Source organism: Thioclava sp. ISO4 (assembly GCF_058105145.1).
On sequence record NZ_CM176571.1, the window covers coordinates 1,318,358 to 1,342,918 of the forward strand.

Consider the following 24,561-nt stretch of genomic DNA (forward strand, 5'->3'; position numbering starts at 1 on the left):
GCAAAATCTGTACTCATTTCTTCGCCCTTAGGCCAATCGGATAATGTTGCAGATAACGGTCGACACCCCAGATAAAATAATCTGAGGTAACGTAAACGATGTTTTTCGTGATCGTTGAGAGAGGGGTTCCCAGTCTATGGCCAACGATCAAAACCTTCTTGAAACCGTCGAGGCCAATCCAGTTCTCGCGCTTTTACGGCAGGCCTATCGAGGCTATGCCCTCGAGGTAGCTTATCGCGTTTTTCGCGATGAATATGCGCTCAACGCTCCGATCGATCGCTTTCTGCGCATCTGCGAGGGAGTGCTCGAGGAAGTTCGCGAAAAGCAGATCGCGGGATCTTTCAAGCTCTCTCCCGCCGAGCAGCTCGAGGCCTGGTGCAGCCAGGAGGGCGGCGTTCCCTGGTTTGCAATCCAGGACGATCCTTCCCTTGGGCGTCAGGTTGTCATGCGTCCCGCAGCTCGCGCCGCGCTGCAGATTGCCCTCGAAGTCGAAGACAACCTCGAAACCGTTTCCACCGTTTCTCTCGGGCGCTTTCTCGACGATATCGTCGATGCTGCCTCGCACCTACGTCAGGACAAGGCCGCTCTCGTCGAAAAGTACAAAGCTCAGCAAGAAGACATCCAGCGCAAGATTGACGCGCTTGAAGCCGAGGGCGTGCGACCTGTTCAGGACTCCGATCGGCAGATCTACGCCTCCACACTGGTGCGCACCGTGCGGGACATGTTCAGCGCGCTGGGCCGTCTGCCGACAGATCTTCGCGAAAACCTGACAGAGGCCACAGACCTCTTTTATGCAACCGAAGAAAGCCATGGTCAGGTGATGCGTGCGGTGCTCGAACACCTCAATGAGGGAAGGTCCCGCTCGGCCTATCTCGCGATGCGACAATTGGCAGATCTCCATCTCGATGAAGGCAAGCGCCGCCATCTCGAACAGGCCGTGGAAACGATCCTTCTGCAATGCTCAAACTACATCGGCACCTCCGCCTCCCTGCAGGCGCGCAACTTCTTCGATCACTTCACGACCCTGTCTCTGCAGACAGTCAGCGAAGATCAGCAAGCCGCCCACCGTGTGACCACCTTCATTCAGGATGCGACCTTCGAGCGGCGCCTCGGTCAGTCGCGCCGTCTCCTCCAGATCAGCGAAACGATGCGTGAACTCGCAAAGGAAGGGAAAGTCTCGACGCGTCCCGGCTGGGGGCCGGTCGAGGGGCTGAAAATAGACATCGAGCGTGAAGCGAAGAATTACTGGTTCGACTTCCGCCTCAACCCGCTCCCGCCGAACAAACCAGAAGACGTGGAAGACCTTCCTCCACTCGAAGGTCTCGATCCGGAAATCGCAGCAAAAGCCGTGAGAGAGGCTGCCGAAAAAGAGGCTCATATCGATCCCCAAAGGCTCAAGCGGCGCGTGTCGAAGCTCATCGAAATCGGCGGAGACGTTTCGCTCTCGACCATCCTGAAGAACCTGCCGCCCCGCTACGGGCTCGATGAGATCGCAGGATGGATGCGGATTGCGATGAGCATGCACCCCGCCATTTTCCATCCCGGATGGGAATTCGAAATGCTTCTCGACGATCCTGCCCGACCCGGAACCATTCAGCGCCTGCGCGCCGCCGATCCTGTTTTCACCCGCACGGGAGACCCCGGACAAGGTCTTTTCGACGGATCAAATACGGACGTTCTGACAATCGAGACATGCCGAAATCCGAACGAGCGCCTGGACCTGACCAACCGGATCAAAACCCTTCGACCTGAAAAAGCGCCAGCCGGGATCTTGAGGGCGCGCGACTTTTATCAAGATGAGACATTTCAATGAGCACGAAATTCACCCCGCACAACGTCATCACGCATCTCCACCGCGAGCCCGGCCTTGATCTCGATACCGATCCCGAACTTTTCGAGTATGCCTATGAAGTGCGTAATGTACTGAAGTCCCATTTTGCCCTCGAAGGTCTCGATCTCCTGATCGATCTCCAGCTGGGCGCAATGTGCCTGCAGGTCATGGATGACGAGAAGATCGCACGAGTATCTCGCGACACCGGTGGAACACCGTTCCGGCCGATCTACAGCTCGCGCGCTCAAAACTACTGGGCCTCGGTCCTTCTGGTCATCCTGCGCCTTCGCTATGAAAGCGCAATCGCGACCCCCGAGGCAGCCTGGGTCTTCGAGAACGATCTCTTCGCTGAATTCCTGCGCTACCACGATGCCGAGCATCGCGAAAACCATGGTAAGGTGCGTGACGGAATGACGGCGCGCCTGCGCGACCTCGAAGGCAAGGGCTTCGTCATGAAGCGGGTCTCAGCCGATCGCGGGACCTCCTGGTCCGTCACAAAATGGGTCGTCCTGAGACTGACAGACGATGTGCTGCTGAAGTTCATCGAAGACCTGACTTATGTCTCCGAAAACGAAGGCGGAAAGAAGCCCGCGAAAGAGGAAGCTGAACTCGACGAAGACGATCTGGTCCATGATCTCTTCAATGCGGCACAGGACGAAGCAATCGAGCCTGCCCCTGCAGACGGAGACATGATGGGAAAATTCGTCGATAATGCCGACCGAGCAGGAGAAAAAGCATGAATCAGATTCAGGAAAACCTGTTCGAGCAACCAAGCCCGATCCGTCCTGAGACGTTCACCGGCTATCGCATCAAACGCATCGAGGTGCGAAACTTCGGCTCCTATCACGGGGCCCCCACGAGCTTCGACATGGAATGCGCCGGCTCCATCTTCGCAGGCGAAAACGGCGCCGGGAAATCCACAGCCTTCGATGCAATGAATGTCTGCTTCAACATGAAGCCTCGACTGAATGGGGCGGCCGCCGGTGAGAGCCGTGGGGGCAATGACCGGTCCGTCCCGAACTACTATCGCGGGATCGTCGGCGACAAGGAAACCGATGGTCGGGTCAGCAAGCACACGCTGCGCCGGTTCGGTGACCAGGAAACATTCATGGGCATCATGGTCGTTTTTTCTACTGCCTCTGGTGAAAACTTCAGTGCTGGTCGACTGCTCTATATCGACGACGGCGGGAAGAGCCATTGGCACTACATTACCTCCGAGCGCGCGCTGAGCCTGCGTCACGACTTTCGCAGCTGGGAAACATCTGGGCGCCTGCGCACCCGCGGGGAACAGGACGGGTTCGATGTCCATCCCAATTTCGACCTGTTCATGGGACGCGTCGGCACAGAACTTGGCCTTGGCTCATCGGCCCAGGCGCAACGCGCCTTTCGTCTTCTCTCCCTCGCCTCGAGCCTTCAGGTCATGGGCTCGACCACCCAATTCGTGCGCAGCTACATGCTTCCGGATGTCGATTTTCTCGGCATGGCCGAAGAAACGCTTCAAGCCATCGAGTCCCATGGAAAGGCGCGCGCAAAAATCGCACTGACGCGCAAACAGATTGCAGATCTCGAAGACATCTCGAGACAACTCGATACCCTCGACGAAGCCTTTGCAGAAGAAGTTCGCCTGCACCGGATCGAACAAGGCCTCCCGCTCGTGCAATCCTACATGGAGCTTCTGTCCGCGCGCCGGATGCAGCGCTTCCACGCGATGAAAGCAAGTGCCGCGAGGACAGAGCACGCGGCCAACCAAAAGGAAATTGAGCAACTCGATCAGGAGATCGACGCCCTCAACGAGGCTATAAAGGCTGCGGACGGTGACCGGATCGAATTTCTCGAACGCGAATTAGACGCAAAAATCCGCGAGAGAGACCGCATCACGGCACAGCGTGTCTCGATCGTGGAAGCCGCCATGGAAAGTGGGATCGAAGCTCCCGTGTCTGCCGATAGGGCAGGGTGGGAGAAAATTGTCAAACACCTCGACACCCTGCCTGATCTACAGGAAAAGATTGCCGAGATGGAAATCGACCGTGGCGAGATTGGCGGGCGCGTCCGACAAGCTGAACGCGAAATCGCGTCCCTCGAAGGCGAAATCGAGAAGGTTAAAAAAGCGGGGTCACCAATCCGATCCGACTTGCGCAATGCCCGCGAGGAAATCGCTCGAGCCTGCGGTCTTGAGCCTGACGATATGCCCTTCATGGGGGAATTGATGCAGGTCGAAGAAGAGAGCAGAGACGGGTGGGAGTTCGCGGCCAATCAGCTCCTCGGCGCCATCGCAACAAAAATGCTCGTTCCAGAGAGCCGCTATGAGGCCGCAAAAGCCGCGATGGAAGCCTCCGAGGCACAGGTTCGAATTCGCCTCGAAGCCATGACCGAGGCTCGGATCGGCACGGAAGCGCAATCCAGAGCAAGAATAGCGCTGGCCCGATTGGACAAGCGCGCGATGGCGCGCAAAATCGAACTGCGCGATCACCCCTTTTCGACTTATGTGCAAGACCAACTCACTCATCGGGCCGATCACCTATGCGTTTCCGGCGAGGAGTTCCCGCGCACGCGCGGCAAGGCCATCACCCAGCGCGCCTCGATTTCGCACTCGGACACCAGTGCTGAAAAAGACGGGACGCGGTCGCGCAACCAGCGGTCCAGCTACGTTCTTGGCTGGTCCGTCGAAGACCGGATCGCGGCCCTGCGATCTGAGATTTCGGCAATCGATGCCGATCTCCAGAAAGACAGACAGATGTATGATAACGTAAGCGGCGCGCTTACGTCCCTCGGCGCAAAACGCGACGCCCTGAACAAACTGTCCGACCGAATGCGTCCTTGGGAGGAGGTAGACACCACCGATCTCGAGAGCCGTGTGGATTACCTCAGCAACGAACTGGATCGCATCCAGACTGACGATATGCGTAAGAGCCGAGAGCGTCGTGCAGAGCTCTCGACCAGACGAAAAGAGAAACAAGAGCGCCTCACCAAACTGGAGCATGAGATCATCCAGAAAGAGACGCAGTTCTCTACGGTTCAAGAGCGAATTGATGAGAAATCAGATGAAATGCGCACACGGAGGGCGGCCACCGAGGCGCGCCTCACCCGCACCGATTACAAGGTCATTCGAAGCGAGCTTCTTGCGGGGGCGCATGTGCCGCCGGGACCTGGCTCCGCACTTCTTCGCGTTGTCCCTATGGGAGAGGACAGCCGTATTCGCGGGATGTTCGAGACTCTTGGGAGAGCATATCGCGCGCGGATTTCGAACGGCCGAAAATCTCTAAGCCAAAAGGGCCTCAATGCAGTCAAGGCCATCAATGATTATCTCGACACCTATGACGGAGAGCGCAACAAGGGGCTGACCAATCAGGTGCGCGGTGCCGATCTCGACGGCCAACATGAGCGAGAGCAATGGCGAGCCCGCCTCGTGACAATCCGTGAACGCGAGTTGCCTATCGCTCAGGAAGAGGCTGACAAGTTCCGCCAGAACACTCTCCGAACGAACGTGATGGCCTTGCAAGGCAAGCTGAACACTTACGATCAGGAAGTCCGCAGTATCATCGCAGGCGTGAACACGGTGCTGGAGCAGAACATTTTCAACCCGAAAGCCGGGACGTTCGCAAAAATCCGTGTCGATCGTTCAAAGGACCAGGTCATCGTCGCCTTCGATGCCTTGTTGAGCCAGGCTCTCGACCACCACACCGATCGCAGCGAGGCGGATCAATTCCAGCGCTACGCGGATATCGCAGACTTCCTTCGCGATGACGAAAAGTCCCAGCAAAGAGACCGGCGTCAGCGCATACAATATCTGGCAAACCGCTGGGACGCGACGATCCGAGAATTGCGCACCGAAGAGAACGGCACTGAGCGGCTGGTGCGCCAGATCGACAGCGGTCAAAGCCTTTCTGGCGGGGAGCGCGAACGCTTCTCGGCCTTCATGATGGGCGTCGCCGTCAACACCGCCTTCAAGGCCTATGACGAGAGCGTGCGCGATCACTGTCTCCACACGATGCTGATCGACGAAGCGTTCAGCAAATCCGACAGCGAGACGACACGCGCGGCCATCCAGGTCCTCGAGGCCTTTGGGCTGCAAATCATCGCGGCGACGCCGATGTCCAAGATTAGGCCCTTTGAGCCGGTCGCGCGGACGATCTTCATGATCTCGCGTCCCGGCAACCTGCAGACCGCGACCACGCGAATGGAAGTGGCGACACTCGATTTCGGCAATCTCAGTGACGACGACAGCGACCTCGAAAACTTCAAGTTCGCGGCTGATGCCGAGGAAGTCGGCTGATGACGACGTCACATCAACTGCAATACCCAGACGACCTGCGCGCAGATCTCAAACGCTCGCGCAAGGCCATGAGCTTCCTATGGGGTTACGACACCCAACAGGAGCCGGAGAGGCCGCTACTCGAGAAATCCATCAAGACCCGTGGCATGACCCGGGGAGCGCCACCCGAAGCCGTCTCGGAGATCCATGATTGGCGGGGCGCATGGCAGGCGGCCGCGAAAGCATGCGGAGCCAATTTGATTGAGGCTCGAAAGAACTTCGCCTTGGCGCGCGATCTCGCCTTCGTGCGCAAGATATCCTTCGCCGATCGCACTCAGCTCGCACGCTTCCTCGGAGAGGATCACTTCGACAGAATGATCTCGTTCGATGCCCATATCGCTTCCCTCGAGGCTCTCAAGGGGTGCCAGATCTGCGACGACACTCTCAGGGCTCTCCTTTACCGCCAGGCGCCTGAAGATCTCGACACTGTCCTCGCGCTTGCTCGATGGCGCCGAGATGTGAGCGACGAGGATCTCGCCGATATGTCTCTGCGCGAGCTTCCCGTTCATGGGATGGACACCAAGTGGATCGAGCGGCATCGACAACTCGTTCTGTCTGTCTTTCGGGAGTTCGGTTGGATCGACGAGGCTGCCGAGAGCTTCGAAGGCAAGCTCGGCCTTTTCGAGGTCTCGAAGAGCATGGTCAAAATCCGCATTCACCCCTCGAGTTGCGAAGGCGGATGGGTCGCGAACATGGGCGTACAACCCCAGCTTTTCGCTGAAGCTCCACCACGGATCTCTCGCGTTCTTATCGTCGAAAACGAGACAACACTCGATCGATTCGAGCCAGGCCCTGGCGACTGCATCATTTTCGGACAGGGCAAGGCGATCCTAGCCTATGCCAAGCTGATGCCTTGGCTCTCCCAGGTTGCCATTCTCTACTGGGGAGATTGCGACGGGCACGGCTTCGACATTCTCGACCGGCTGCGTGAGCAATTGCCTCATGTGCGGTCCTTCATGATGGATTGGGAGAGCGCTCAAGACCATCTCCATATTGCCACGGCCGAGAACCCGAATGCGCGTGTTGCGCGTCCGATGCCCAATCTGACGGAAGGAGAGGCTCGCTTGCGTTCGTGTCTTTCTGAGCGCGGTGCGTTCCTCGAACAGGAGCGCCTCCCGCGTGCAACGCTTCGGCAGATGCTCGAACGTGCGCCGGCGGAGTAATTTGCGCCGAACAGTTTGAATAGTCCGGTTTATGGTGGACCTCTTTTTTGCCAATTTTGAGGTAAGGAGGCCATACGTTAATCCGTTCGCGTTGCGTTCGTTGGTCTAAGTAATCGAAATAGAACGCTTTATTGTTTCAGCGGCCGGAAGCTTTGCTCTGAGCGCAACAAATGTATTAAATTCAAACGCTTGAAAAAAATTTTACCCTCAAGCCACCGCACTCGGGCAGGAGGCACTTTGCGTCATTGCCAGCGCGCACACCGGCCTGTTCCGCCGTTACCGACGCCCGAGCGGGTTGTCTGTAACCGCCATTCCATTCGATTTCAGGTACGCCTGACAGTGCCTAGGGTGAAGCGGGTCAACGAAGAGTCCAGCCCATCGACTTGGCGAAGCTGACTGAGCAAGCGCCAGCCGAAACGGACAGGAAGCCCGGTTTATAGACCTTACGAGATCGCCAGCCCGAAATCGCGCGGCGAGATCGCGATATCCGCAATCGTGTAGTTGTCCAGCGTCGCCAAGAATGCAGCGCGGGCTTCCGCCAACGGAGCGATCAAGCGGCAGGACGCTGTGATCGCGCAATCGCCGCCGCTGCGCATACATTCGACGAGATCGAAATCCGTCTCCATGTGGCGCACAATTGTTCCGACGCCGATCTCTTGGGCGGCACGTGCAAGCCCCAAGCCGCCGGACCGACCGCGTTGTGCAGTCAGAAATTCGCCTCGGGTCAACGCGTTGACAACCTTCATGACCGTGCTTCGAGGCGCATGATAGGCCTCGACGAGATGATCGATCGTGAAACGGCGGTCATTCATCGACGCCGCATAGATCATGACGCGCAAGGCGAGGTCCGTGGTGTCGTTCAAGCGCATTCGCACATCTCTCCTGATCGGGCTCCCAAGCGACCCGTCTCGTATCACGAGGCCGGACGGAATGTCGCACAGGAAAAACATACCTGTGATTGGCACCTTAATTCTCGGGGGAATAGATGCGGATCATTGGTATGTTTTATAACCCAGGAGACAATGATGGCCAAGCCGCTCTCGGAAAACACACTCGCGATCATCGAAGCCACTGCACCCGTCGTCGCCGCGCACGTCGATCAGATCGTGCCGGTCATGTATCGCAGGCTGCTCGCTGCTCCCGAAATTCGGGCGCTGTTCAACATGTCGCATCAGCATGGTAACTCCCCGCAGCACAAAGCGCTCGCGGGGGCACTGGTGGCCTATGCGACGCATATCCGGAATCCCGGGGTCTTGGCCGATGCGCTGGAACGGATCGCACAGAAACATGTCGGTTTGCAGATCCTTCCCGAGCATTACCCCCATGTCGGCGAAGCGCTGCTGGGCGCTGTCGCCGAGGTGTTGGGCGAGGCCGCAACGCCCGAGATCCTGAATGCCTGGGGTGAGGCCTACTGGTTCCTTGCCAATACGCTTATCGAGCGGGAGGAAGAGATCTACGCCGGTGCGGAAGAACAGGACGGCGGCTGGCGCGGGTGGCGGCGCTTCAAGGTTGGCGCGAAGGACAGCGAGACCTCCGAGATCGCGTCCTTCACGCTCTATCCCGTGGATGGGTTGCCCGTTCTCAAGCATCGCCCCGGTCAGTATCTGAGCTTCCGCTTTGCACCTGCGGAAGGCGAGGAGTATCGGCGCAACTACTCGATCTCCTCGGCGCCGGATGGTCAGTCCTACCGTATCACCGTCAAGCGTGAGCCCGGCGGACGAATCTCCAACTGGCTGCATGATGCGGTCGAGGTCGGCGCCGAGTTCGACGTGGCCGCGCCCGCTGGCGAGTTCTTCCTCGATCCCGCAGACAAGCGAGAGGTGGTTCTCTTGTCGGGCGGCGTTGGCCTCACCCCGATGATCTCGATGCTGGAGAGCTACGGCGGCGGCGATCTGCGGATGGTCTATGTCCACGCGACGCGGAACGGCCGGTCCCATGCGCTTGCCGCGACCTCCCGCGCGAAGGCACATGAGAGTCACGTCTTCTACGAGGCGCCGGAAGAGAATGATGTCGCGAATGGTGTCCATACCGGCCGCGTCGATCCGAACTGGCTCGTGCAGATCAGCGATCCGGCCAGAGCGGACTATTTCATCTGCGGCCCGACGGGCTTCATGCAGGAGATGGTTTCCGGCCTGAAGGCTGCAAACGTTCCAGACGCTCGCATCCACTATGAGTTCTTCGGTCCCGCTGCCGCGCAGATCGGTTGATACCCCACCCCGGCGCTCTATCCGTCGAGCGCCGGGGCGCCGCTCTATGTGACCAGAGCTGCTTTGAAGAGATGTCGGTGTCTTGCGAGGGGGAGGGGGCGATAAACGACATGCCATGCCTCGATCCGCGCGCCCCTATGCTGTTGAACGAGTATCTGCGAGCCCGGAGCTTTACCTCCTCAATAAAATGCAATCCGGGGGCATGTGTCGTTTTTCGAGTACCAGGGAGGGCGAGTTGCGCGCGTGCTCTCTCGCGGGTTTCTTCAATCGCCGTTCTTGTCAGTTCCGGCAACCTTCTCGAAGCAAAAATCCGATCGAACGACGGATGAAACTTGTCCAGCGGCCCCGCGAGCCATCGCACTGATGGCTCAAGGGCAGCCGTGCGCTGACAATCGAGCTGGAAAACCCAGAAGGGTTTTCGAGTGCCAGTTCCAGCTGATTTATCTCGCGCTCGATCGTTGCCGGGCAAGCTGAGCTAGGTAGTATTGGCGATATTCAGAAGGTTCATCGAATGGTTCCAGATAGTTTTCTGTTAAAGATCTAACTACGCTTGGTGCCCAAATGTGTTCCGTTGTTGCCAAGGTGCCCCCACCTGCATGCCGTGTAATTGGCCACAGACGGTAATAGTATTCAAGCGGACTTGTTTTGTGAGGTTCTGGTTGCGGAGGCATGAATCTGGAAAGAACATGTTGGGCAAAGGCAATCGGAAGTTTGTAGGGTGAATTTTTCGGGTCTTCCCATGCAAAATAAGGTAAAGGATCTCGGTGTTTCTGATTTGAGAGCTTAATTGGTAAGTTGTTGTAGGCGCATATTGTGCTTAATGCGCGTATGCACAGCTTTTCTAGTAATATGCAAAGTGGGTAATAGATCCCCTCATCTTGAATGGAGACGTTGTCTTCATTGAGAAAAAATATCCCCTGTCCAAAGCCTTGTTCGCTCATGCTTTGCGGTACTCTTTGATTTAGGTTTCTTGCTCTGCCACAGTAAATTGATCCCCTTCCAAGTTGTTCTATTGCATATATAGCATAAACTCCGGGTTTGGAGGGGATAAGATGCTTATTTTTTGCGTCAACTGCGTAGACCCTTCCCGTGGAATTGAAGTGGATGCCTCCCGGGAAAATTAAGGGGTAGTCGCTCTTTGGCAGCAAGCCGCTAAACGGTTCTGAGTCGGAGAAAGTGCCCCAATCGAATGCGTGTGTTCCTGTCATTTTGGATATCCTTTCGAAACATTCTTCAGCTGCGTGCGCCCAACCTGAAATTCCGCAGCATGGTGGGTATGGCCGAAAAGCCATCTCTCGGGCTGGTATTCTTCGATGAGCGCAGTCAGGTCTGAGGCGTAGCACCAAGGAAGCGGCGCGCCCGGAGGGAGTGCCGCCGGGTGCGGGGCATGATGCGTGACGACGACGGTTTCGCCATCAAATGGCGTCGCCAATTGCCCTCGCAACCAATCGAGATGCTCATGGTGCTTCGTGATTGTGTCCGCTGGCCGCGCCTTGCGGTAGCCGCTTCCTGCGACGCAAATATAGCGATAGTCATTCATCGCCCAGTTGCTGCGGGAAGACTTCTCTACTACGCTTCCCGGCCTGAGCGCGAAGTCGGTCCAGGGCGTCACGCAGAGGAATCGCGTGCGCTCATGGGTGATCACACGTTTCTGTGCGAGATGCGCTCCTGTTTCACGCGCGAGATCCGCGAGGCGGTCGTCGCGATCGAGCCGGAAATCGTAATAGTCATGATTGCCCGGAATGACGTGAACCCGGCCGAGTTCGATGCTCTGGCCGATAAATTCGAGCGCAGGTTTCCAATTGGTCTTGGCCTCGTTGGCAAGGTCGCCAGCGATGATGAAAAGTGCAGCGTTCTCAAGCTGAAGACCGTCGAGTGGATGGCGGTTTTGTTGCATCCAGAGATCGAGATGCAGGTCTGCCAGGATAAGCACGTCGGACATGATCATGATCTCTGATGGGTGCGCAGGAGTTGAACGTTTGGCGAAAGGCGCCCATCTTCTTGCAGGGCTGAGAGGAAGCTTGGATCGTATGAGCCCAAGCGGTAGAAGCGGTTGCAGCTTCGAGCCCAACCTTCATTCGGCTGGAGGTTCATCAAGGGAGATGTTCGAACCCGCGCGCCCTCGCGCAGATGCGGGTGGCCTGATACACGGCCGACAAGCAGGGGCACGTCGTCCTCGACTATCGGGCACCATGGGTCGAGGAGTGGCGCGGCTGAAAGCTCCCCGATTGATGGCCTTTGGTGGCTTAGGTCTCTGATCCAGGCGAGAACCAGCGTGGCGTCGAAGGCTCCATCGCCGATCGATCCTCCCTGTCCGCCTAGGGCGCGATCAGCGAGATAGGTTTGCAGGAGCGGGGCAAGCGCCGAATGTTCTCGAATGCGTTGTTGGGTGCCGCCGAGATCGAGCATCCCGGGAAGGTTGACGTCGGGGAGTCCAGCGATGATCTCAAGGTAAGGCTGAAGTGCCAGTTTGGTCTTTGTCATGGGCAGGGTCGTCCTTCACTCATTGACATTGTTTGGCGCCCTGAGTAGCAATGCTGCTATTGGTGGGGCGCGTGCGGATTTAGGTTTTCGGCATGAGCCGACCGGCCTTGGACTGTGCAGTGTCCAGGTTATCAGCCATGGCGAAAGGCGCAGGCCGACAGCATGTCGACCCGGGTGATGGGTGGGTGTGTTGTGGAGTAAGTGTCACCGCCGTGTACGTCCAAGTGCGGGCGGTTCACTTAAACAAAGAAGCTAAGTTTCTATCGTGGGGCTATCCTCTCTGGGGCTATCGAACGCCGCCATTCTAGGGTGGCTTTGCCCTCGAGTTCATGCCTCAATTATCTGATAATAAACGATTTTTCGCACGGGCTTTATGGAGGTTAATGCCTTGATCTTGCTTTCTGACGTGCCGGAAATCCGCGTTTTTTCGCACGGACAAGGGCTGGCTCCATATTGGATGGAAAAGCGCGTCTCCTCTGAAATGGCGAGTCGTCCAGAGGGGCGATGCGCTATCCGAATCGGGGCAAATGGAGAGGGGCTCCTTCAGAACCGGTAAGGTTTCCGCCGGTGAAGTGTGCATCGGGGAGCGAGGCAAATCGTCAGCCTCTTAGATCGAGAGGGACGGACTACCAAATCAGCCTGCCAAGGTTGAGGTGTCTCGTCTTGTTCGTCTGACCGGAGGTCGCCTCATTCGGTAGACTTTGTCCTTTGACTCGGAGGGTAGAATTGCCCCCGTCAGCCAGTCCACCGCCCCGGTGTTTTGCAAACCCTGACTTAGTATCAGAACGCAGGCCACCGTAATTACGTTAGGATAACCAAATCCCGCAAACGCCGCATCGGGCGGAACCAATCCGGTCAAGACGCAGGCCATCAGCGAGGCCAAGCCTACCAGATCGTGGCGAAGCCTCCCCCATAAGAACAGCGAGAGGGTTCCGGCCAGAATTGCAAACAGAGTAAGTTGTGACGCTGTCATCATGCGATCCTTGGTCGCGAGATCCGGTGGCATGATGGCAAGAGCCATATGCCTCTGATATGTTTTATCGCGCGGTTGAGGACTGCGGGACGCAACCGCATTCGGTCGGACGCCCTATGAGAATTTGTTTGGACCTCGTTCGTCGTCATCACTTCGCCGGCCTGCGCCATGCCGTCGTCCATTGGGCTCGGACCAATGGCGCCTCAATCAACGACCCTGATCGCGGCGTGGAGATGCGGCTACGATCATCACTGCTCCGCCACAAGCCTCGAGGGGCTTGCCGCGGGAGAGTATTACCGGTGGTCGAAAGAGGGCCAAGTCCTCCTTATCGTCCGCAATCCAAAGACCATTCCCGACAGGTTTGACCTGTCCGGATGTGGCGCGCTTGACGCATTCCCCTATCCCGGACTACGGTCTCATGATGAACGCGAAAACCACCACGTTGGAGATTACCTGCTCGATATCGTGAGTGCGCCCGAATTCGGGCGCCGATCGGTGTCGAGATTTCAATCAGGTCATTCTCAAACGATGGTGAAGCCATGCCGCAAAAACGCGTTCAAGTTCTCTTTCAAAAGCCCCTCTCAGCAAGCCTGGCTAGGTCAACGGTCACGAGCAAAACAAATACCGCTTTCGTCAAGCGGTGGGAGCGCCTGTTTCCGCGGGACAAGACGTCCGAAGGTCCAGATGATTTTTACGATGATTTTTCTCTGGAGGGACGTGAGCGGAATAAGCTGGAAAATCAGCGGATCGGTCGCGCTGTCGAGCGTCTCGTCGATCAGAAGATGCAGTCGGGCTTCCAGGTCGATAAGGGCGCGAGCGAAGAGACGATCAGGAAGCTACGAACCCTGCACGCGCGTGGGGCGCGACTTGCGGGGCCAGATACGCCGGACTCCGTTCATGAGCTAGCGGCCGCCTTGCATGAGGAGGCGCCATGGCTTGCCCAGGTGTCGACTTCGATCATGAACCAGGGGCTCGCACATGTCGCCTCTGGCGGCGTCGGGTTGCGCTTCGACCCGATGATCTTGGTCGGCCCTGTTGGCTGCGGGAAGACGCATTTCGCGCGGCTTGTTGCTGAGCTCGCAGGGACCCCGCGCGCGATCATCGATGTGGGCGCCGGCGGGGCCGGGTTCCGGATCTCCGGCGTTGAGTATGGCTGGGCCACGGCGCGATCCGGAGTCCCAGTCGAACTGATCGCGGAAACCGCGGTTGCAAACCCGGTGATCGTTTTGGACGAGGTCTGCAAGGCGGGAGGGGCCATGCACTCTGCGGATAGGTCGGCAACGTCTTTGACAACATCACTGCTGCAGGTGCTCGAGCGGTCAAGTGCAGAGCACTTCGTCTGCCCGTTTTTGCGCACGCGTTTCGACCTGAGCCATGTGAACTGGATCCTAACGGCGAACTTCGAGCACCAGATCCCCGAACCGCTTCTCGATCGGTGCCAGGTATTCCGGGTCGATGTGAGCAAGCCTGAGCACCTCGTGGCGTTCTTCAGCCGTGCGGCTGGAGACGATGCCGAGCCGGAAGAGCTGGAACGCGTGGGCGCCTTCATCGAGGAGATGTGCGATGTCGGGCGTCCTCCGAGCCTGCGGCAGATCGGGCGCCTTGCGAAAACGCTACGCGCGACCGGGCGCGACTTGTTGATGTGATTGATGCCATTTCAGCGGAAAGCGGGGAGTGGAAAGAATGTCTAATGCTCTGATCGTGGCGGATCTTCACTTGGACATGTGGGCCGAAGCGGGTCGAGATGCCCTTGCGCATCTCGATTTTAGCGACGTTGGGCTGATGATCATCGCAGGTGATCTGACGAACAAGCCGAAGGTGAGATGGAAGCAGGCGCTCGAGATCATCGGTCAGTGCATCGATCTTGAGCGTGTATTCATCGTTCCTGGCAACCACGACTACTATCATCACGCGTTGGACGGTGACGATCGGCTCGAGCAGATCGCGCGCGACGCTGGGGCAAACTTCGCTCAGAAGCGGGAGATCATCTTCGGCAACAAGCGCTACCTGTGCTGCACGCTCTGGACGGACTTCCAGGAGGGGCAAGGAACTCTCGAGAGTCGTGATCTTGATGCCCGGGCGAAGATGAACGATTACCGCTACATCCGGGTTGCCTCTGCCGGATACAGGAAAGCTCGGCCGGCTGATACGATCGCGAGACACCGCGAGCATCTCTCTTGGCTGCGCTCAAAGCTGGTGGAGCGTTTTGATGGGGAAACCGCGGTGGTTACCCATCACGCGCCGATCGCCGATGTGCTGCCGGCTGGCCAGAAACTCAGCTGGTGCTATGCGAGCGATCTGAAGGATCTCATCCTAGAATATCAGCCGGCCGATTGGTTCTTCGGGCATACGCATCACCGAACTGAGCTCCTTGTCGGTAAGACGCGGATCATGAACGTGTCGATCGGATATCCGTTGCAGAACATGGGTGGCGCTGCGGGAGGTAGAAAGCCTCGGATGAGGGTGTATCCGAGGGCGCGTCGCGTGTGAGTTTAGATTTGATGTGCGAAGGACGGGCCGGGCATCGCCGTGCAAATGCTGCAAGAACCGCGGTTTCGACGATAGCGCTGGTCTCTGTGGCTACGGAACGCATGCGTCCAGACCGGCGAGTCGGCCGTCGCGGCGCCTAGCTGTGCTGGAAGGCACCGGCCCCCTCCCTTTTGCTAGCGCCTATGCGATCGCGATCCAGAGCACATGAAGGGCCATATAGATCACGATCAGAGACCCGATCGTGTAGAAGGGTGCCCGGACCTCGTGGGTTTGGCGCGTGGCATAAGCCAAGAAGTGCGCGATCCTTGTGGCAACAAACGCAAACATCAGAGCCTGTGCCACCCTAAGGCGCGGGGTCGACCATGACGAACAGGAAGCCCGCTACCCAGAAGACCGCAATATTCTCGAGGTCGTTTTGATGTATGCGCCGAGACCGATCAAAATAGCCGTTGATCCCAAGTTGGGCTGGGGGGCGACGGCGTTACTGGGAGCGACAATATAGGGGGGCGTAAGCTTTCGACATGTCGTCTCGAAGCTGGTCGCGGCTCTCGCATGCCAGCGCGGACCAGGATTTTTCGAGGTCGGATATTTGAAGCGTGCTGGTGGTGGGGGCATGGTCGTCAGCATCGCGGCGTGGTTTCGCGAAATTTGTTTGAGATTTCTGAGCTGTTTGTTGTTTCTTGAGCGTCTTGGTTCTTTGTTTTTGAACTAGACAGGTATGAAGGTGATTTTTGTTAAAGTTTGTTTTGATTGAATTTTGGATTTTTTCTTACTTTCCTGCATGATGGCTTGGCTGCCCCACACTGCAGCCTTTTGGCCTCAAAGACGGATAAGCCAGTCAAACCTACCAAGGCTCTGGCATATCGTCTTGATCGTCGGACGGGGAGGCCGCGTCACTTGGTAGGCCACGCAGGATCGCCCTTGCGCGCGCCAGAGGGTCCTCGATCCGGCGCGCCTCGATGGTCGCGATTTCGCGCTCCAGTCTCTCGAAAATCGGGGCATAAATTGGTTTTTCCAGCATCAGTTCGGCGACCTGCAGCCGGGCTTTCATGAGCCGCTCGAGAAGCTCTTCGTCGGCCTTGGTGAACCCAGTTGCACGATGAGATTTTCGCATATTCGGCGCAAAAGGACGCTGGGCCATGGCATGCATCTCCTGAGACCGCGCGAGCGAGGCTCGGCGGGGACGGGTAAGGTGATCCGGGGCGGATCTGGTGATGCGTTCAGTCTAAGTGCCGAGGCTGAAAAAAACGGATTCTCGATTTTTTAGGAAGTAGAGAAAATTTCGCCGGAGCTCATTGCCGCTCGTTTTCGGGAGCGCCTAGCGCTAGCGCTAGCGGTTGCACTGTGTCGCTTTTTCTTTCTATCTGTGAGCTTTCGATGGAAAGATTTTCGCACATGGCCTTTTTCGAGATGACCTGCCCCCCTTGGGTCCCTCGTTCATAACAAGAGTCTGCAGGTTTGAGATTGGTAGTCGGATCGGTCGTTGTGGGCAAGCGCGCCGGGCGCGGAGCCCTCAAATTGCTCAAGCGTCCGGCGCGCTTCGAGCGGCGTCTGGTTTCCCAGAGACGAGTGCGGTCTGACGGCGTTGTAGTCGTAGCGCCAGAGCGCCAACTTGCGCCGGGCATCGTCCAGTGTGTCGAAGAACTCCTCGTTTAATAATTCGTCGCGCAGGCTGCCGTTGAAGGACTCGATGAACGCGTTCTGCTGCGGCTTGCCGGGGTCGATGTAGTGCCAGGGAATGGCGTTCTGGTCGGCCCATCTCAGGATGGCCCGGCTGGTGAACTCCGTCCCGTTGTCGCTGACAATGCAAGCAGGCTTTCCGTAGATCCGCACCAGCGCATCGAGTTCACGGGCAACACGCGTGCCCGATATGCTGGTATCGGCGACCAGGCACAGGTTCTCTCTGCAACAATCGTCGATCACGGCCAAAATACGGAACTTGCGCGAGGCGCCGAAGCTGTCCGCCAGGAAGTCGAGCGACCAGCGCGCATTGGGATGCGCCGCCGCAGGCATCGGCGTGCGTGACCCGCGAGCCCGCTTGCGTCCACGCCGTCGCTTCACCGATAGCCCTTCCTCGCGATAGAGCCGATACAGCTTCTTGTGGTTCATGGTCATGCCCTTGCGCTCAAGCAGGATGCCGATCCGGCGATAGCCAAACCGGCGCCGCTTCCCGGCGATCTCCTTCATCTCCTCGCGGATCTCGGGGCAGTCCGGCGGGCGTGTGCGCCGGACCGTCTTGGGGTCGACACCGACAAGCTGGCAGGCCCGACGCTGCGAGATGTCATGATCCCGCATCGCCCTGAGCGCCGCCTCTCGCCGCCTGGTCAATGTCGTCAGTTCTTTCCCAGCAGATCCTTCAGAACCACGTTGTCGAGCATGGTGTCGGCCAACAGACGTTTGAGCTTGGCGTTTTCGTCTTCGAGCGCCTTCAGCCTGGCCGCCTCGGAGAGCTCCATGCCACCATACTTGGCCTTGAACTTGTAAAAGGTCGCCGGGCTGAGGCCATGCCTGCGGCACACATCAGCTGTCGGCATGCCTGCCTCCTGCTCCTTGATCATCCCGATAATCTGCGCCTCGGTGAAACGGCTTTTTCGCATTCGTCTGCTCCTTCAGAGTTGGCGCAGACTCTACACTACGTTGAGGGATCCCGCGGGGGGCAGGTCAGAGATCCTGAGAGCCGAACGCGTGGGGCGCGGGCTTACGCAGGCCGAACTCGCCTCCCGCGCCAATATCAGCATCCCGACGGTGCGCGCCCTGGAGACCGGGGCAGGCACGATCCTCACGCTCGAGGCCGTCTTGCCGATCCTTGGCTTGCGCTGGCGTGTCACTGAGCCCGCGGAACATATGGGACGTGTGCTCGCGGAGCGGCGGCGTGCGCACGGGTTTTCGCAGCAGGCTCTCGCCCGCAAGATCGGCTGCAGCCGCGTGAGGATAATTGCCTTGGAGGCAGAGTTCTCCGGACGGGTTGCGACGCTTGCCGCGGCCTTGCGACTGCTCCGCCTCCGCAACCCACTGGAACGGAGCGATCTCGCGAAAGGACGCGGGTTGGCGCCGCCTAAGAATGAGGCGGAACAGGACCGGGTCATGACCCCGCCTGACCTCGCCAAGGCGATCATCGAACATTTTTCGCATGCGATGGCCGGGCGAGTCCTCGATCCGTCGCGCGGGGAGGGGGCGTTCTTTGAGCATTTCCCGGATCACGTGGAGCGTGCCTGGTGTGAGATCAGCGAGGGGCGTGACTTTCTGTCTTGGTCCGATCGCGTGGATTGGGTTGTCACAAATTCGCCCTGGTCAGAGCTTCGGACATTCACGCGACACGCGATGCGAGTCTCAGAAAATATCGTCTGGCTCGCGCCGCTGACCAATCTGACGACGAAGGCGCGGTTGCGGGATCTCCAGGAGGCCGGATTCGGAATTGCGGAATTGCTCTTCGTCGACACACCGAAGAGCTGGCCACAGAGCGGCTTTCAGATCGTCGCAGCCCATTTGAAGAAAGGGTAAACCGGGAATTGGAAGGTCGCCCAGCTTCGAGGGCGAGGGGGCGCACACGTCTCTTAGTGTCCCCCGCAATTTCTCTTCTGCCGACCCTGGTTCACGCGCTTTCAGATCTCGTCCAGCTCGTCCAGAGATCCCATATCTTGAGTTCTGCCCCCCTGGGCCTCGCGCCATGGACGAATGTCATAAAGGTCGCGCCCCTCCTGAAGCTCGATCGCTATGCCGCGTTCCAGAAGCCAGGCTGTCGCAAATTTCATCAGCCGGGATCTGCGTTCGTGGTCGTCCTCGACGCCATAGAGATGAAGATGCGCCAATCCGGGCTCGCCATAATGGGCGCGGGCCGAGACGAAGAGGTTGAGATCTGGATTGCCTGCTCGCAGCTGTGCCTCCAGCTCGCCGAGGGCCCTTGGGCGTTGATCTCTCGCTCGAGCCAGTTCCTGATCGATAGACATAGTAGCCTCAAAGGCTGAGGAACTTGATGGATTTTGGCTCGCGGCTCTTCACGAAGCCGACCCGGTCGGCTCGGACTTTCTTGAACGCGAAATTCTGATGCTGCAACTCGCTGGGACTGACCTCGCCTCTCGCCAGGCGCTCTTCATCCTTCGCGCGGCTTCGCGCCTTCTCTTCTTGCCGTTTCCTGTAAAGATCTTCCATGCGCGGTCCTCCGTGAAACCTACTTATAGCCTGAAAGTGCCTGCTTTGTCTCGTTTGATCGGGGACGCCGACTTCGCGTTTTGGAGATGTGCGACGGCGCGCTCCTCGTGAGCGGCTATCGCGGTTGTCGCAGACGTGCCGACACGGGGAGGTGATCTGCCCTCAGCGCTGCGGCGAAAACTGCGACAAGCATCGGCATCCCTACGCTTCTTCTCAGAGGCGCTTCTGGTGAAGCAATGATCTCGGGCCAGTTTGACTTATTTAGCCCTATCCGGTCTAAGTTCGACGGAAGGAGCGCGGTATGGACTGGAATGTGACAGCCGGTATGATCCTCATGGGCGTGTTCGCTGTGGCGGCCTTCTGGAGTGTGATGCGTGAGCGCCGGCATATCAAAGATGTGACAAGCCTGAGTGCGGAAGACATCCGTTGGGTCAATTCGCAGCCCCTTTCCGGAGACGCTTATTTTGGCGAAAGAACGACGGATGACGACGGCGACGAGGGGGATGATCCTTCGAATGGATCGACCTGAAAGCGATACTGATCACGTCGGACGCTTAGCATATTGATCTCGCAGGAGGGATCTTCTCTCATACACGCAAGCCGTCGCGCAGTTGCGGGCCAATTCCTCGCTTGGGAGCCAGTTCCTGATCGCTGGGTATAGCAGCCTCAAAGGCTGAGGAACTTGATGGATTTCGGCTCGCGGCTCTTCACGAAGCTGACCCGGTCAGCTCGGACATCCTTGAACGCGAGATTCTGACGCTGCAGCTCGCTGGAGCTGACTTCGCCCCTAGCCAGGCGTTCTTCATCCTCAGCGCGGCTTCGCGCCTTTTCTTCTTGTCGTTTTCTGTAGAGATCTTCCATGCGTGGTCCTCGGTGAAACTTAATTAGAGCCTTAAAGCCCGTGCTCTGTCTCGCTTGATCGGAGATGCTGACTTCGCGAATTCGAGATGCGCGACAGCGCGCTGGTGACTGACCGGCAACAACGGCTGCTTCGAGGGCTCGTCGCGCGTCAGTATTCCGCAAAGGAGGCGGGGCCAACCCTGATCGATCCGCTATGACATTGATGCGTTTCGCCGATATCGCAGGTCCAACCCGAGCAATTCCGAGTTTGATCTTTTTGATGTTTCGTCGCTACAGTGCCGGGAAAAGGATGTGTCATGGATCTGGCCGAATACATCATTGCGGGCGTGCTCACCGTGCTCTCCGGCGGAGCGGCGGTGGCCGCTTATGTCTTGCGAGCCACCCTTTCGGAGCCAGCGAAGATGACAGAAGAGGATCTCAAGGCGCTCGAGGCCTGTGACCTTCCCGAACCTCGATTCATCAAGATTGATGCCCAACTCAAAGCTCCTCGCACCCGTCTTGCGCCTCGGCCAACAGGCGCTAACAGACGTCTGCGTCTGACGGGGCCTCGCCGGACTAAGAAAAAGCCACGCCCAGTGTAGGTCGCCTTTGCCTTTCCAGCCAGGCCGACGAACATGTTTGTCGGCCCGTGTGCCTCGCATTTCGCAAGCGACATTCTCTCTCGGGTATCCAGCGTGCCGCACAGCCGCTTCGATGCTTTGCCGAGCTGCTTCGATCACCCTGCGAGTATTCGCGACCGGCCCGCGCCTGAATGGTCATCGTCGTCCCGGAGCTGGGCGCCCACATCGAGACCGCAGGTGAACCCGACACCTGCTCGGATCATCTGCAAGACACGGGAGGCCTCCGGCCTCGGAGAGAGTCCGGATCACCCGGAGGTAAAATGTTCGAATGCCTTGCAAAGCTTTCTGCGGCGAATTGCGCGGCGCGATAGGCGGTTTCTACAGGTGGAAGACCGGGGTTCTATATCGCGTGCTGCTCTGCAATGTCTCTTCGAGGCGGCTCATAACTTTCGCAAGTATGTAATAAACGAATCAAATTGCGTAGCCCGTTCGCAATTTGCGACGCGCACACACTCAGGCTCAGCTCTCGATAAGGCTATACACGCACTGGGTGTGTAATGGTCGGATGCCTTGGAGAGTTTCAACTCAAGGTGGCGATCACAAGTTTCTCAACTTAAAAAGGAAGAATTTATTTTGCAACTAGAATGGAAGCCTGCATTAATCTATCGGAGTTGATCGCAGCGTGCTTCGGTGCCTTTCAGGGCGATGAAAGCTTCTAGTTTTCATCGCTTTTAGACGATCTGCTAAAAAATTTTCTTACTGATTTATTTAGGCATAGCAATGAGTGAATTTCAAAAAGCCAAAGGCCGCTCGCTGCGTATTTTCAAATGCGAGTCTTGCTCGCATCGGATGCGTTTCGGAGCAAATCGATGTGGCGCTTGCGGTCGGAGCGCGCCTCTCCTGAACCGGTCCGGCGTGTGGGGATTTCTGCTGATCTTTGTGATTTTCGCAGGCGTTGTGCTGATCACGCGGTGAGTTGGTCTCAAGCACGGCGCTGCTTTAGCGAAACTTAGAGGGTGAAAACTTGAATGGTTTAGGTCTTACAAGCCCGCCCTTGGTCGGTTTAGAAGCTGTTCTTCTCGTCGTAACTCTTTCCCTCTTGGCGCTCGCGTTGCGGCGAAAGTTGACCATAGCCGCTGCGTGTTTCGTTATTTTTTGTTTTTCGATGTTGGGCGCTCCACTCACCTGGGGGCTCATTTATGCCCCGGATGGATCTTCTTTGCGGGAATTTGTCTTCTATCTGATCGGTGTCTGTGGCGGTTTTCTCGGGCTCTCGCTGTTCATGCTTGTCGTCTCGCCTTACGGATATTTAGTGATGTCTGGTGTTCTCGTCGTTGCGTCGACGATGATGTTTGTTGAGGATATTTCCTATGTTTGGGAGAGCGCGGCACTGCGTGAGACGGCTCTCATCGCCTCACTTCTCATCTTTGGGTTGGCAGTTTACTTGGAAGCGACGGAGGGTGCGCTTCGGCCGATGGTGCGACAATTTCGAAGAGGTGTTATCTCTCGTTTCGCGTCGAGGGAGGCCCAGCGTTAGAGAGAAGCTGCGCGTGTGCCAACGGGGTGCAGGCAGTCGTATGTCTGAGCGTCGCCAACGCGTTTGCGGGATGGCGTTTGCAGCGCATTCGGTTCCCGGCGCAGCGACAACGTGGGATTGATGTCCAACTGCTGAAATCGAACGCAGTTCTGCCCACTCTTGCGGGCGAAATTTTCGCATTCGTCTGCTCCTTCAGAGTTGGCGCAGACTCTACACTATGTTGAGGGATTCCGCGGAGGGCAGGTCACGACCTCTACACTAAGGCCACGAATGCCTCAGGTTCTTCTTCGGTTGAAAAACTGAAGCTCCTCTCCCCGGCAGAGGGCGAAGTTACTTCGCGGCCAGGAAGCGGGGGGGACCGGGGGAGGCGCAGCTTGAAGCGATTGCCGTAAAGACCGCATCCGCTCATCATGCTCACGAGGCTGATCTTCCAGTGTCGCAAATCGTAGAGCGAGCTCACGCTCGATACTTTCGCAGGAAAGGTGGCCATAAGTCCGGCTCACAGTGTCCGTGTTCGCGTGGCCGAGTTGACGCGCGACGATGGCAAGCGGCGCACCGGCTTGCACAAGCTGACTGGCATAAGTGTGCCGCAATCCGTGGAACACGAATTCATGCGGCAGCCCGGCCTTCTCGACGGCTGCTTTGAAGAGATGCTTATGACGTGTTTTCCAAATCTGGCCTGCGCCAGTGCGAAAGACGATGTCATCGTCTGCTTTCCCGGCGCATTTGGCCAAGAAAAATCGCATCCCTTCCTCGGGGAGATACACATAGCGTGGTCGCCAGCCTTTGGGGGAGGAAACGTAAATGCCAAAGATGTCTTTTCCGACATCGCACACGCGAAGCGCTGAAAGCTCGGACACGCGACAGCCCGTGTAAAGCGCTGCCCGCACCAAGTCCGCGAGATCTGGGCGGCATGCGGCTATAAGCTCACGACACTGTGCGCGTGTGAGGAAGATCTGAAGAGGAACTTCCAAATTCGGGACGCGGTGGATGCAGCGCCAAGACCGCTCTGAGGCGGTGTGGCCGTTCTCCCATGCCATCTGCATAGCAATTCGCAATATCCCCAGCAGCGTGTTCAACGTCCCCTTCCTGCGCCGCAAAGCATCCGGGTCGAGGCTTTCAATCTTCACCTTTGTCCCGAGCGCCTGGTTTCCCCGCTTGGGTGGCGTCTCAAGGATGGCACGACAGAACTTGGTGATTGTGTTGCCGGTGAGGTCATCGAGCTGAACTGATCCGAGGCGCGGTAGGATATGAAAGTTGATCAGTACGACAAGCGTCTCAAAGGTCGTCTTCGTGGCAGCAATGCGCTTCCATTCCACATAGTCGATCAGGGCGTCGCCCACAGTGAAGCCAGCGTCACTCTTCGAATATCGCAGATGCTGTGTGGTCCCCACTGGGAAGCTCGCAGAGGCGATGCCCCGGAGTTCCTGCTCGGCGAACCAGGCGCGTGCGAGCGTGATCGCCGCTTCGTAGGAAAGGCCCTGTGAGTTTTCCGAAACTGCGGGTCCGAGCCGCTGCTGCTTATAGCGGCCATCCTTCTTACGGATCCGAGCGACCCAATGAAGGGGCTTGGCTGGTTTTTTCTCGAGGCCAATGTGGCGACAATACTCGAGAATGTTCCAATAAGGCTCCCGTCTTTCAGGAAGTGTGTTGATCGTCTTTTGGGTATCGAGCTTCGGCGCGTGATCCATCGGATGCTTCCTCTTGGCCAAGGTTGAGGAAGTATCTTCGCGCTCTCTCCGTTAAGCCATATCTCTCGACGTAGTCGAGCAGAACGGCTTCTGCCGTGTCAGGTTGGGTCGGGTCTTTCATCGCATTCTCCTATCGTCTACACGAGCGGGCAGGCTAACAAATTGAGAGTAAATGGCGCGTTAACACAACGAAGACACTGTTGCGGCCACCCGTGTAAAAGCCAGGAGTGAGTCCGCCGGGCGCAATGAGCCTGAGTGTGTCGGCTGGCTCCCAGTCATGTAGCTAGTGAGCCTGATATCCGC

The 24,561-nt window shown here is 57.7% G+C and carries 24 protein-coding genes; 11 read left to right on the forward strand and 13 right to left on the reverse strand.

Annotation, left to right across the window (positions count from 1 at the left end; translation table 11 throughout):
* Window positions 1-136 precede the first annotated feature (136 nt).
* Genes AC2TZ7_RS06685 through AC2TZ7_RS06700 form a run of 4 tightly spaced genes read left to right on the forward strand, consistent with a single transcriptional unit; the run spans window position 137 to window position 7,306 of the window.
* Window positions 137-1,813 (forward strand): DUF3375 family protein, encoded by a 1,677-nt coding sequence (locus tag AC2TZ7_RS06685; RefSeq protein ID WP_489866321.1) that lies wholly within the window; start codon window positions 137-139, stop codon window positions 1,811-1,813.
* A complete protein-coding gene (locus tag AC2TZ7_RS06690) occupies window positions 1,810-2,571 on the forward strand; it encodes a DUF4194 domain-containing protein (protein WP_489866322.1) in 762 nt (253 codons plus the stop codon). Before AC2TZ7_RS06685 ends, AC2TZ7_RS06690 begins: the two co-directional genes overlap by 4 nt.
* The gene (locus AC2TZ7_RS06695) at window positions 2,568-6,104 is read left to right on the forward strand and encodes an ATP-binding protein (protein ID WP_489866323.1); all 3,537 of its coding nucleotides are present in this window, start codon (window positions 2,568-2,570) and stop codon (window positions 6,102-6,104) included. The genes AC2TZ7_RS06690 and AC2TZ7_RS06695 overlap by 4 nt, the downstream gene beginning before the upstream one ends.
* Window positions 6,104-7,306 (forward strand): Wadjet anti-phage system protein JetD domain-containing protein, encoded by a 1,203-nt coding sequence (locus AC2TZ7_RS06700; RefSeq protein WP_489866324.1) that lies wholly within the window; start codon window positions 6,104-6,106, stop codon window positions 7,304-7,306. Before AC2TZ7_RS06695 ends, AC2TZ7_RS06700 begins: the two co-directional genes overlap by 1 nt.
* A 443-nt stretch (window positions 7,307-7,749) precedes the next feature.
* On the opposite strand, the gene AC2TZ7_RS06705 is transcribed toward AC2TZ7_RS06700, so the two are convergent.
* Window positions 7,750-8,175, reverse strand: a complete 426-nt coding sequence (locus AC2TZ7_RS06705; RefSeq protein WP_489866325.1) for an RrF2 family transcriptional regulator — start codon at window positions 8,173-8,175, stop codon at window positions 7,750-7,752.
* A 156-nt stretch (window positions 8,176-8,331) separates the two neighbouring features.
* On the opposite strand from AC2TZ7_RS06705, the gene hmpA reads away from it, so the two are divergent.
* On the forward strand, window positions 8,332-9,513 hold the full coding sequence (gene hmpA / locus AC2TZ7_RS06710) for an NO-inducible flavohemoprotein (protein WP_489866326.1): 1,182 nt from the start codon (window positions 8,332-8,334) through the stop codon (window positions 9,511-9,513).
* 440 nt (window positions 9,514-9,953) lie between these two features.
* On the opposite strand, the gene AC2TZ7_RS06715 is transcribed toward hmpA, so the two are convergent.
* The 4 genes from AC2TZ7_RS06715 to AC2TZ7_RS06730 all read right to left on the reverse strand — a co-directional run bounded on the left by AC2TZ7_RS06715 (window position 9,954) and on the right by AC2TZ7_RS06730 (window position 13,018).
* Window positions 9,954-10,721 carry a GIY-YIG nuclease family protein gene (locus AC2TZ7_RS06715; protein ID WP_489866327.1) on the reverse strand — a complete coding sequence of 256 codons (768 nt, stop codon included), beginning with the start codon at window positions 10,719-10,721 and terminating at the stop codon, window positions 9,954-9,956.
* Window positions 10,718-11,455 (reverse strand): metallophosphoesterase family protein, encoded by a 738-nt coding sequence (locus tag AC2TZ7_RS06720; protein ID WP_489866328.1) that lies wholly within the window; start codon window positions 11,453-11,455, stop codon window positions 10,718-10,720. Before AC2TZ7_RS06720 ends, AC2TZ7_RS06715 begins: the two co-directional genes overlap by 4 nt.
* 2 nt (window positions 11,456-11,457) lie before the next feature.
* Entirely contained in the window at window positions 11,458-11,997 is a 540-nt protein-coding gene (locus tag AC2TZ7_RS06725; RefSeq protein ID WP_489866329.1) for a DUF6634 family protein, read from the reverse strand.
* A gap of 634 nt (window positions 11,998-12,631) precedes the next feature.
* Window positions 12,632-13,018 (reverse strand): SLC13 family permease, encoded by a 387-nt coding sequence (locus AC2TZ7_RS06730; protein ID WP_489866330.1) that lies wholly within the window; start codon window positions 13,016-13,018, stop codon window positions 12,632-12,634.
* 491 nt (window positions 13,019-13,509) lie between these two features.
* Here AC2TZ7_RS06730 and AC2TZ7_RS06735 point away from each other — a divergent pair, with 491 nt between their 5' ends.
* Together AC2TZ7_RS06735 and AC2TZ7_RS06740 are read left to right on the forward strand one after the other, a co-directional pair.
* Window positions 13,510-14,616 carry an AAA family ATPase gene (locus AC2TZ7_RS06735; protein ID WP_489866331.1) on the forward strand — a complete coding sequence of 369 codons (1,107 nt, stop codon included), beginning with the start codon at window positions 13,510-13,512 and terminating at the stop codon, window positions 14,614-14,616.
* A gap of 37 nt (window positions 14,617-14,653) precedes the next feature.
* The gene (locus AC2TZ7_RS06740; protein WP_489866332.1) at window positions 14,654-15,460 is read left to right on the forward strand and encodes a metallophosphoesterase; all 807 of its coding nucleotides are present in this window, start codon (window positions 14,654-14,656) and stop codon (window positions 15,458-15,460) included.
* A gap of 180 nt (window positions 15,461-15,640) precedes the next feature.
* Here AC2TZ7_RS06740 and AC2TZ7_RS06745 read toward each other — a convergent pair whose 3' ends face one another.
* The 4 genes from AC2TZ7_RS06745 to AC2TZ7_RS06760 all read right to left on the reverse strand — a co-directional run bounded on the left by AC2TZ7_RS06745 (window position 15,641) and on the right by AC2TZ7_RS06760 (window position 18,057).
* The gene (locus tag AC2TZ7_RS06745) at window positions 15,641-15,751 is read right to left on the reverse strand and encodes a hypothetical protein (RefSeq protein ID WP_489866333.1); all 111 of its coding nucleotides are present in this window, start codon (window positions 15,749-15,751) and stop codon (window positions 15,641-15,643) included.
* 52 nt (window positions 15,752-15,803) lie between these two features.
* Window positions 15,804-15,914 (reverse strand): MAPEG family protein, encoded by a 111-nt coding sequence (locus AC2TZ7_RS06750; RefSeq protein ID WP_489866792.1) that lies wholly within the window; start codon window positions 15,912-15,914, stop codon window positions 15,804-15,806.
* Window positions 15,915-16,304: 390 nt separating this feature from the next.
* Window positions 16,305-16,601, reverse strand: coding sequence for a hypothetical protein (locus AC2TZ7_RS06755; protein ID WP_489866334.1), 297 nt, complete (start codon window positions 16,599-16,601; stop codon window positions 16,305-16,307).
* A gap of 296 nt (window positions 16,602-16,897) precedes the next feature.
* A protein-coding gene (locus AC2TZ7_RS06760) for an IS3 family transposase (protein ID WP_489866335.1) occupies window positions 16,898-18,057 on the reverse strand; the annotation gives its coding sequence in 2 pieces (ribosomal slippage) (window positions 16,898-17,808 and window positions 17,808-18,057; 1,161 coding nt in all).
* On the opposite strand from AC2TZ7_RS06760, the gene AC2TZ7_RS06765 reads away from it, so the two are divergent.
* Complete coding sequence (locus tag AC2TZ7_RS06765; RefSeq protein ID WP_489866336.1) at window positions 17,993-18,961, forward strand: helix-turn-helix domain-containing protein; 969 nt, start codon at window positions 17,993-17,995, stop codon at window positions 18,959-18,961. The two genes, AC2TZ7_RS06760 and AC2TZ7_RS06765, sit on opposite strands and share 65 nt — an antisense overlap.
* Window positions 18,962-19,062: 101 nt before the next feature.
* Here AC2TZ7_RS06765 and AC2TZ7_RS06770 read toward each other — a convergent pair whose 3' ends face one another.
* On the reverse strand, window positions 19,063-19,407 hold the full coding sequence (locus AC2TZ7_RS06770) for a hypothetical protein (protein WP_489866337.1): 345 nt from the start codon (window positions 19,405-19,407) through the stop codon (window positions 19,063-19,065).
* Window positions 19,408-19,414: 7 nt separating this feature from the next.
* Window positions 19,415-19,609, reverse strand: coding sequence for a hypothetical protein (locus tag AC2TZ7_RS06775; RefSeq protein WP_098410081.1), 195 nt, complete (start codon window positions 19,607-19,609; stop codon window positions 19,415-19,417).
* A gap of 301 nt (window positions 19,610-19,910) precedes the next feature.
* Between AC2TZ7_RS06775 and AC2TZ7_RS06780 the strand changes: the two genes are divergently transcribed.
* The gene (locus tag AC2TZ7_RS06780; protein ID WP_098410082.1) at window positions 19,911-20,138 is read left to right on the forward strand and encodes a hypothetical protein; all 228 of its coding nucleotides are present in this window, start codon (window positions 19,911-19,913) and stop codon (window positions 20,136-20,138) included.
* 137 nt (window positions 20,139-20,275) lie between these two features.
* On the opposite strand, the gene AC2TZ7_RS06785 is transcribed toward AC2TZ7_RS06780, so the two are convergent.
* Entirely contained in the window at window positions 20,276-20,470 is a 195-nt protein-coding gene (locus tag AC2TZ7_RS06785) for a hypothetical protein (protein ID WP_489866338.1), read from the reverse strand.
* A gap of 296 nt (window positions 20,471-20,766) precedes the next feature.
* Between AC2TZ7_RS06785 and AC2TZ7_RS06790 the strand changes: the two genes are divergently transcribed.
* Entirely contained in the window at window positions 20,767-21,051 is a 285-nt protein-coding gene (locus AC2TZ7_RS06790; RefSeq protein WP_489866339.1) for a hypothetical protein, read from the forward strand.
* Between the two features lie 1,003 nt (window positions 21,052-22,054).
* The gene (locus AC2TZ7_RS06795) at window positions 22,055-22,567 is read left to right on the forward strand and encodes a hypothetical protein (protein WP_489866340.1); all 513 of its coding nucleotides are present in this window, start codon (window positions 22,055-22,057) and stop codon (window positions 22,565-22,567) included.
* A gap of 275 nt (window positions 22,568-22,842) precedes the next feature.
* Here AC2TZ7_RS06795 and AC2TZ7_RS06800 read toward each other — a convergent pair whose 3' ends face one another.
* Window positions 22,843-24,258: a tyrosine-type recombinase/integrase gene (locus AC2TZ7_RS06800; RefSeq protein ID WP_489866341.1), complete on the reverse strand. Its 1,416-nt coding sequence runs from the start codon at window positions 24,256-24,258 to the stop codon at window positions 22,843-22,845.
* Window positions 24,259-24,561 lie beyond the last annotated feature (303 nt).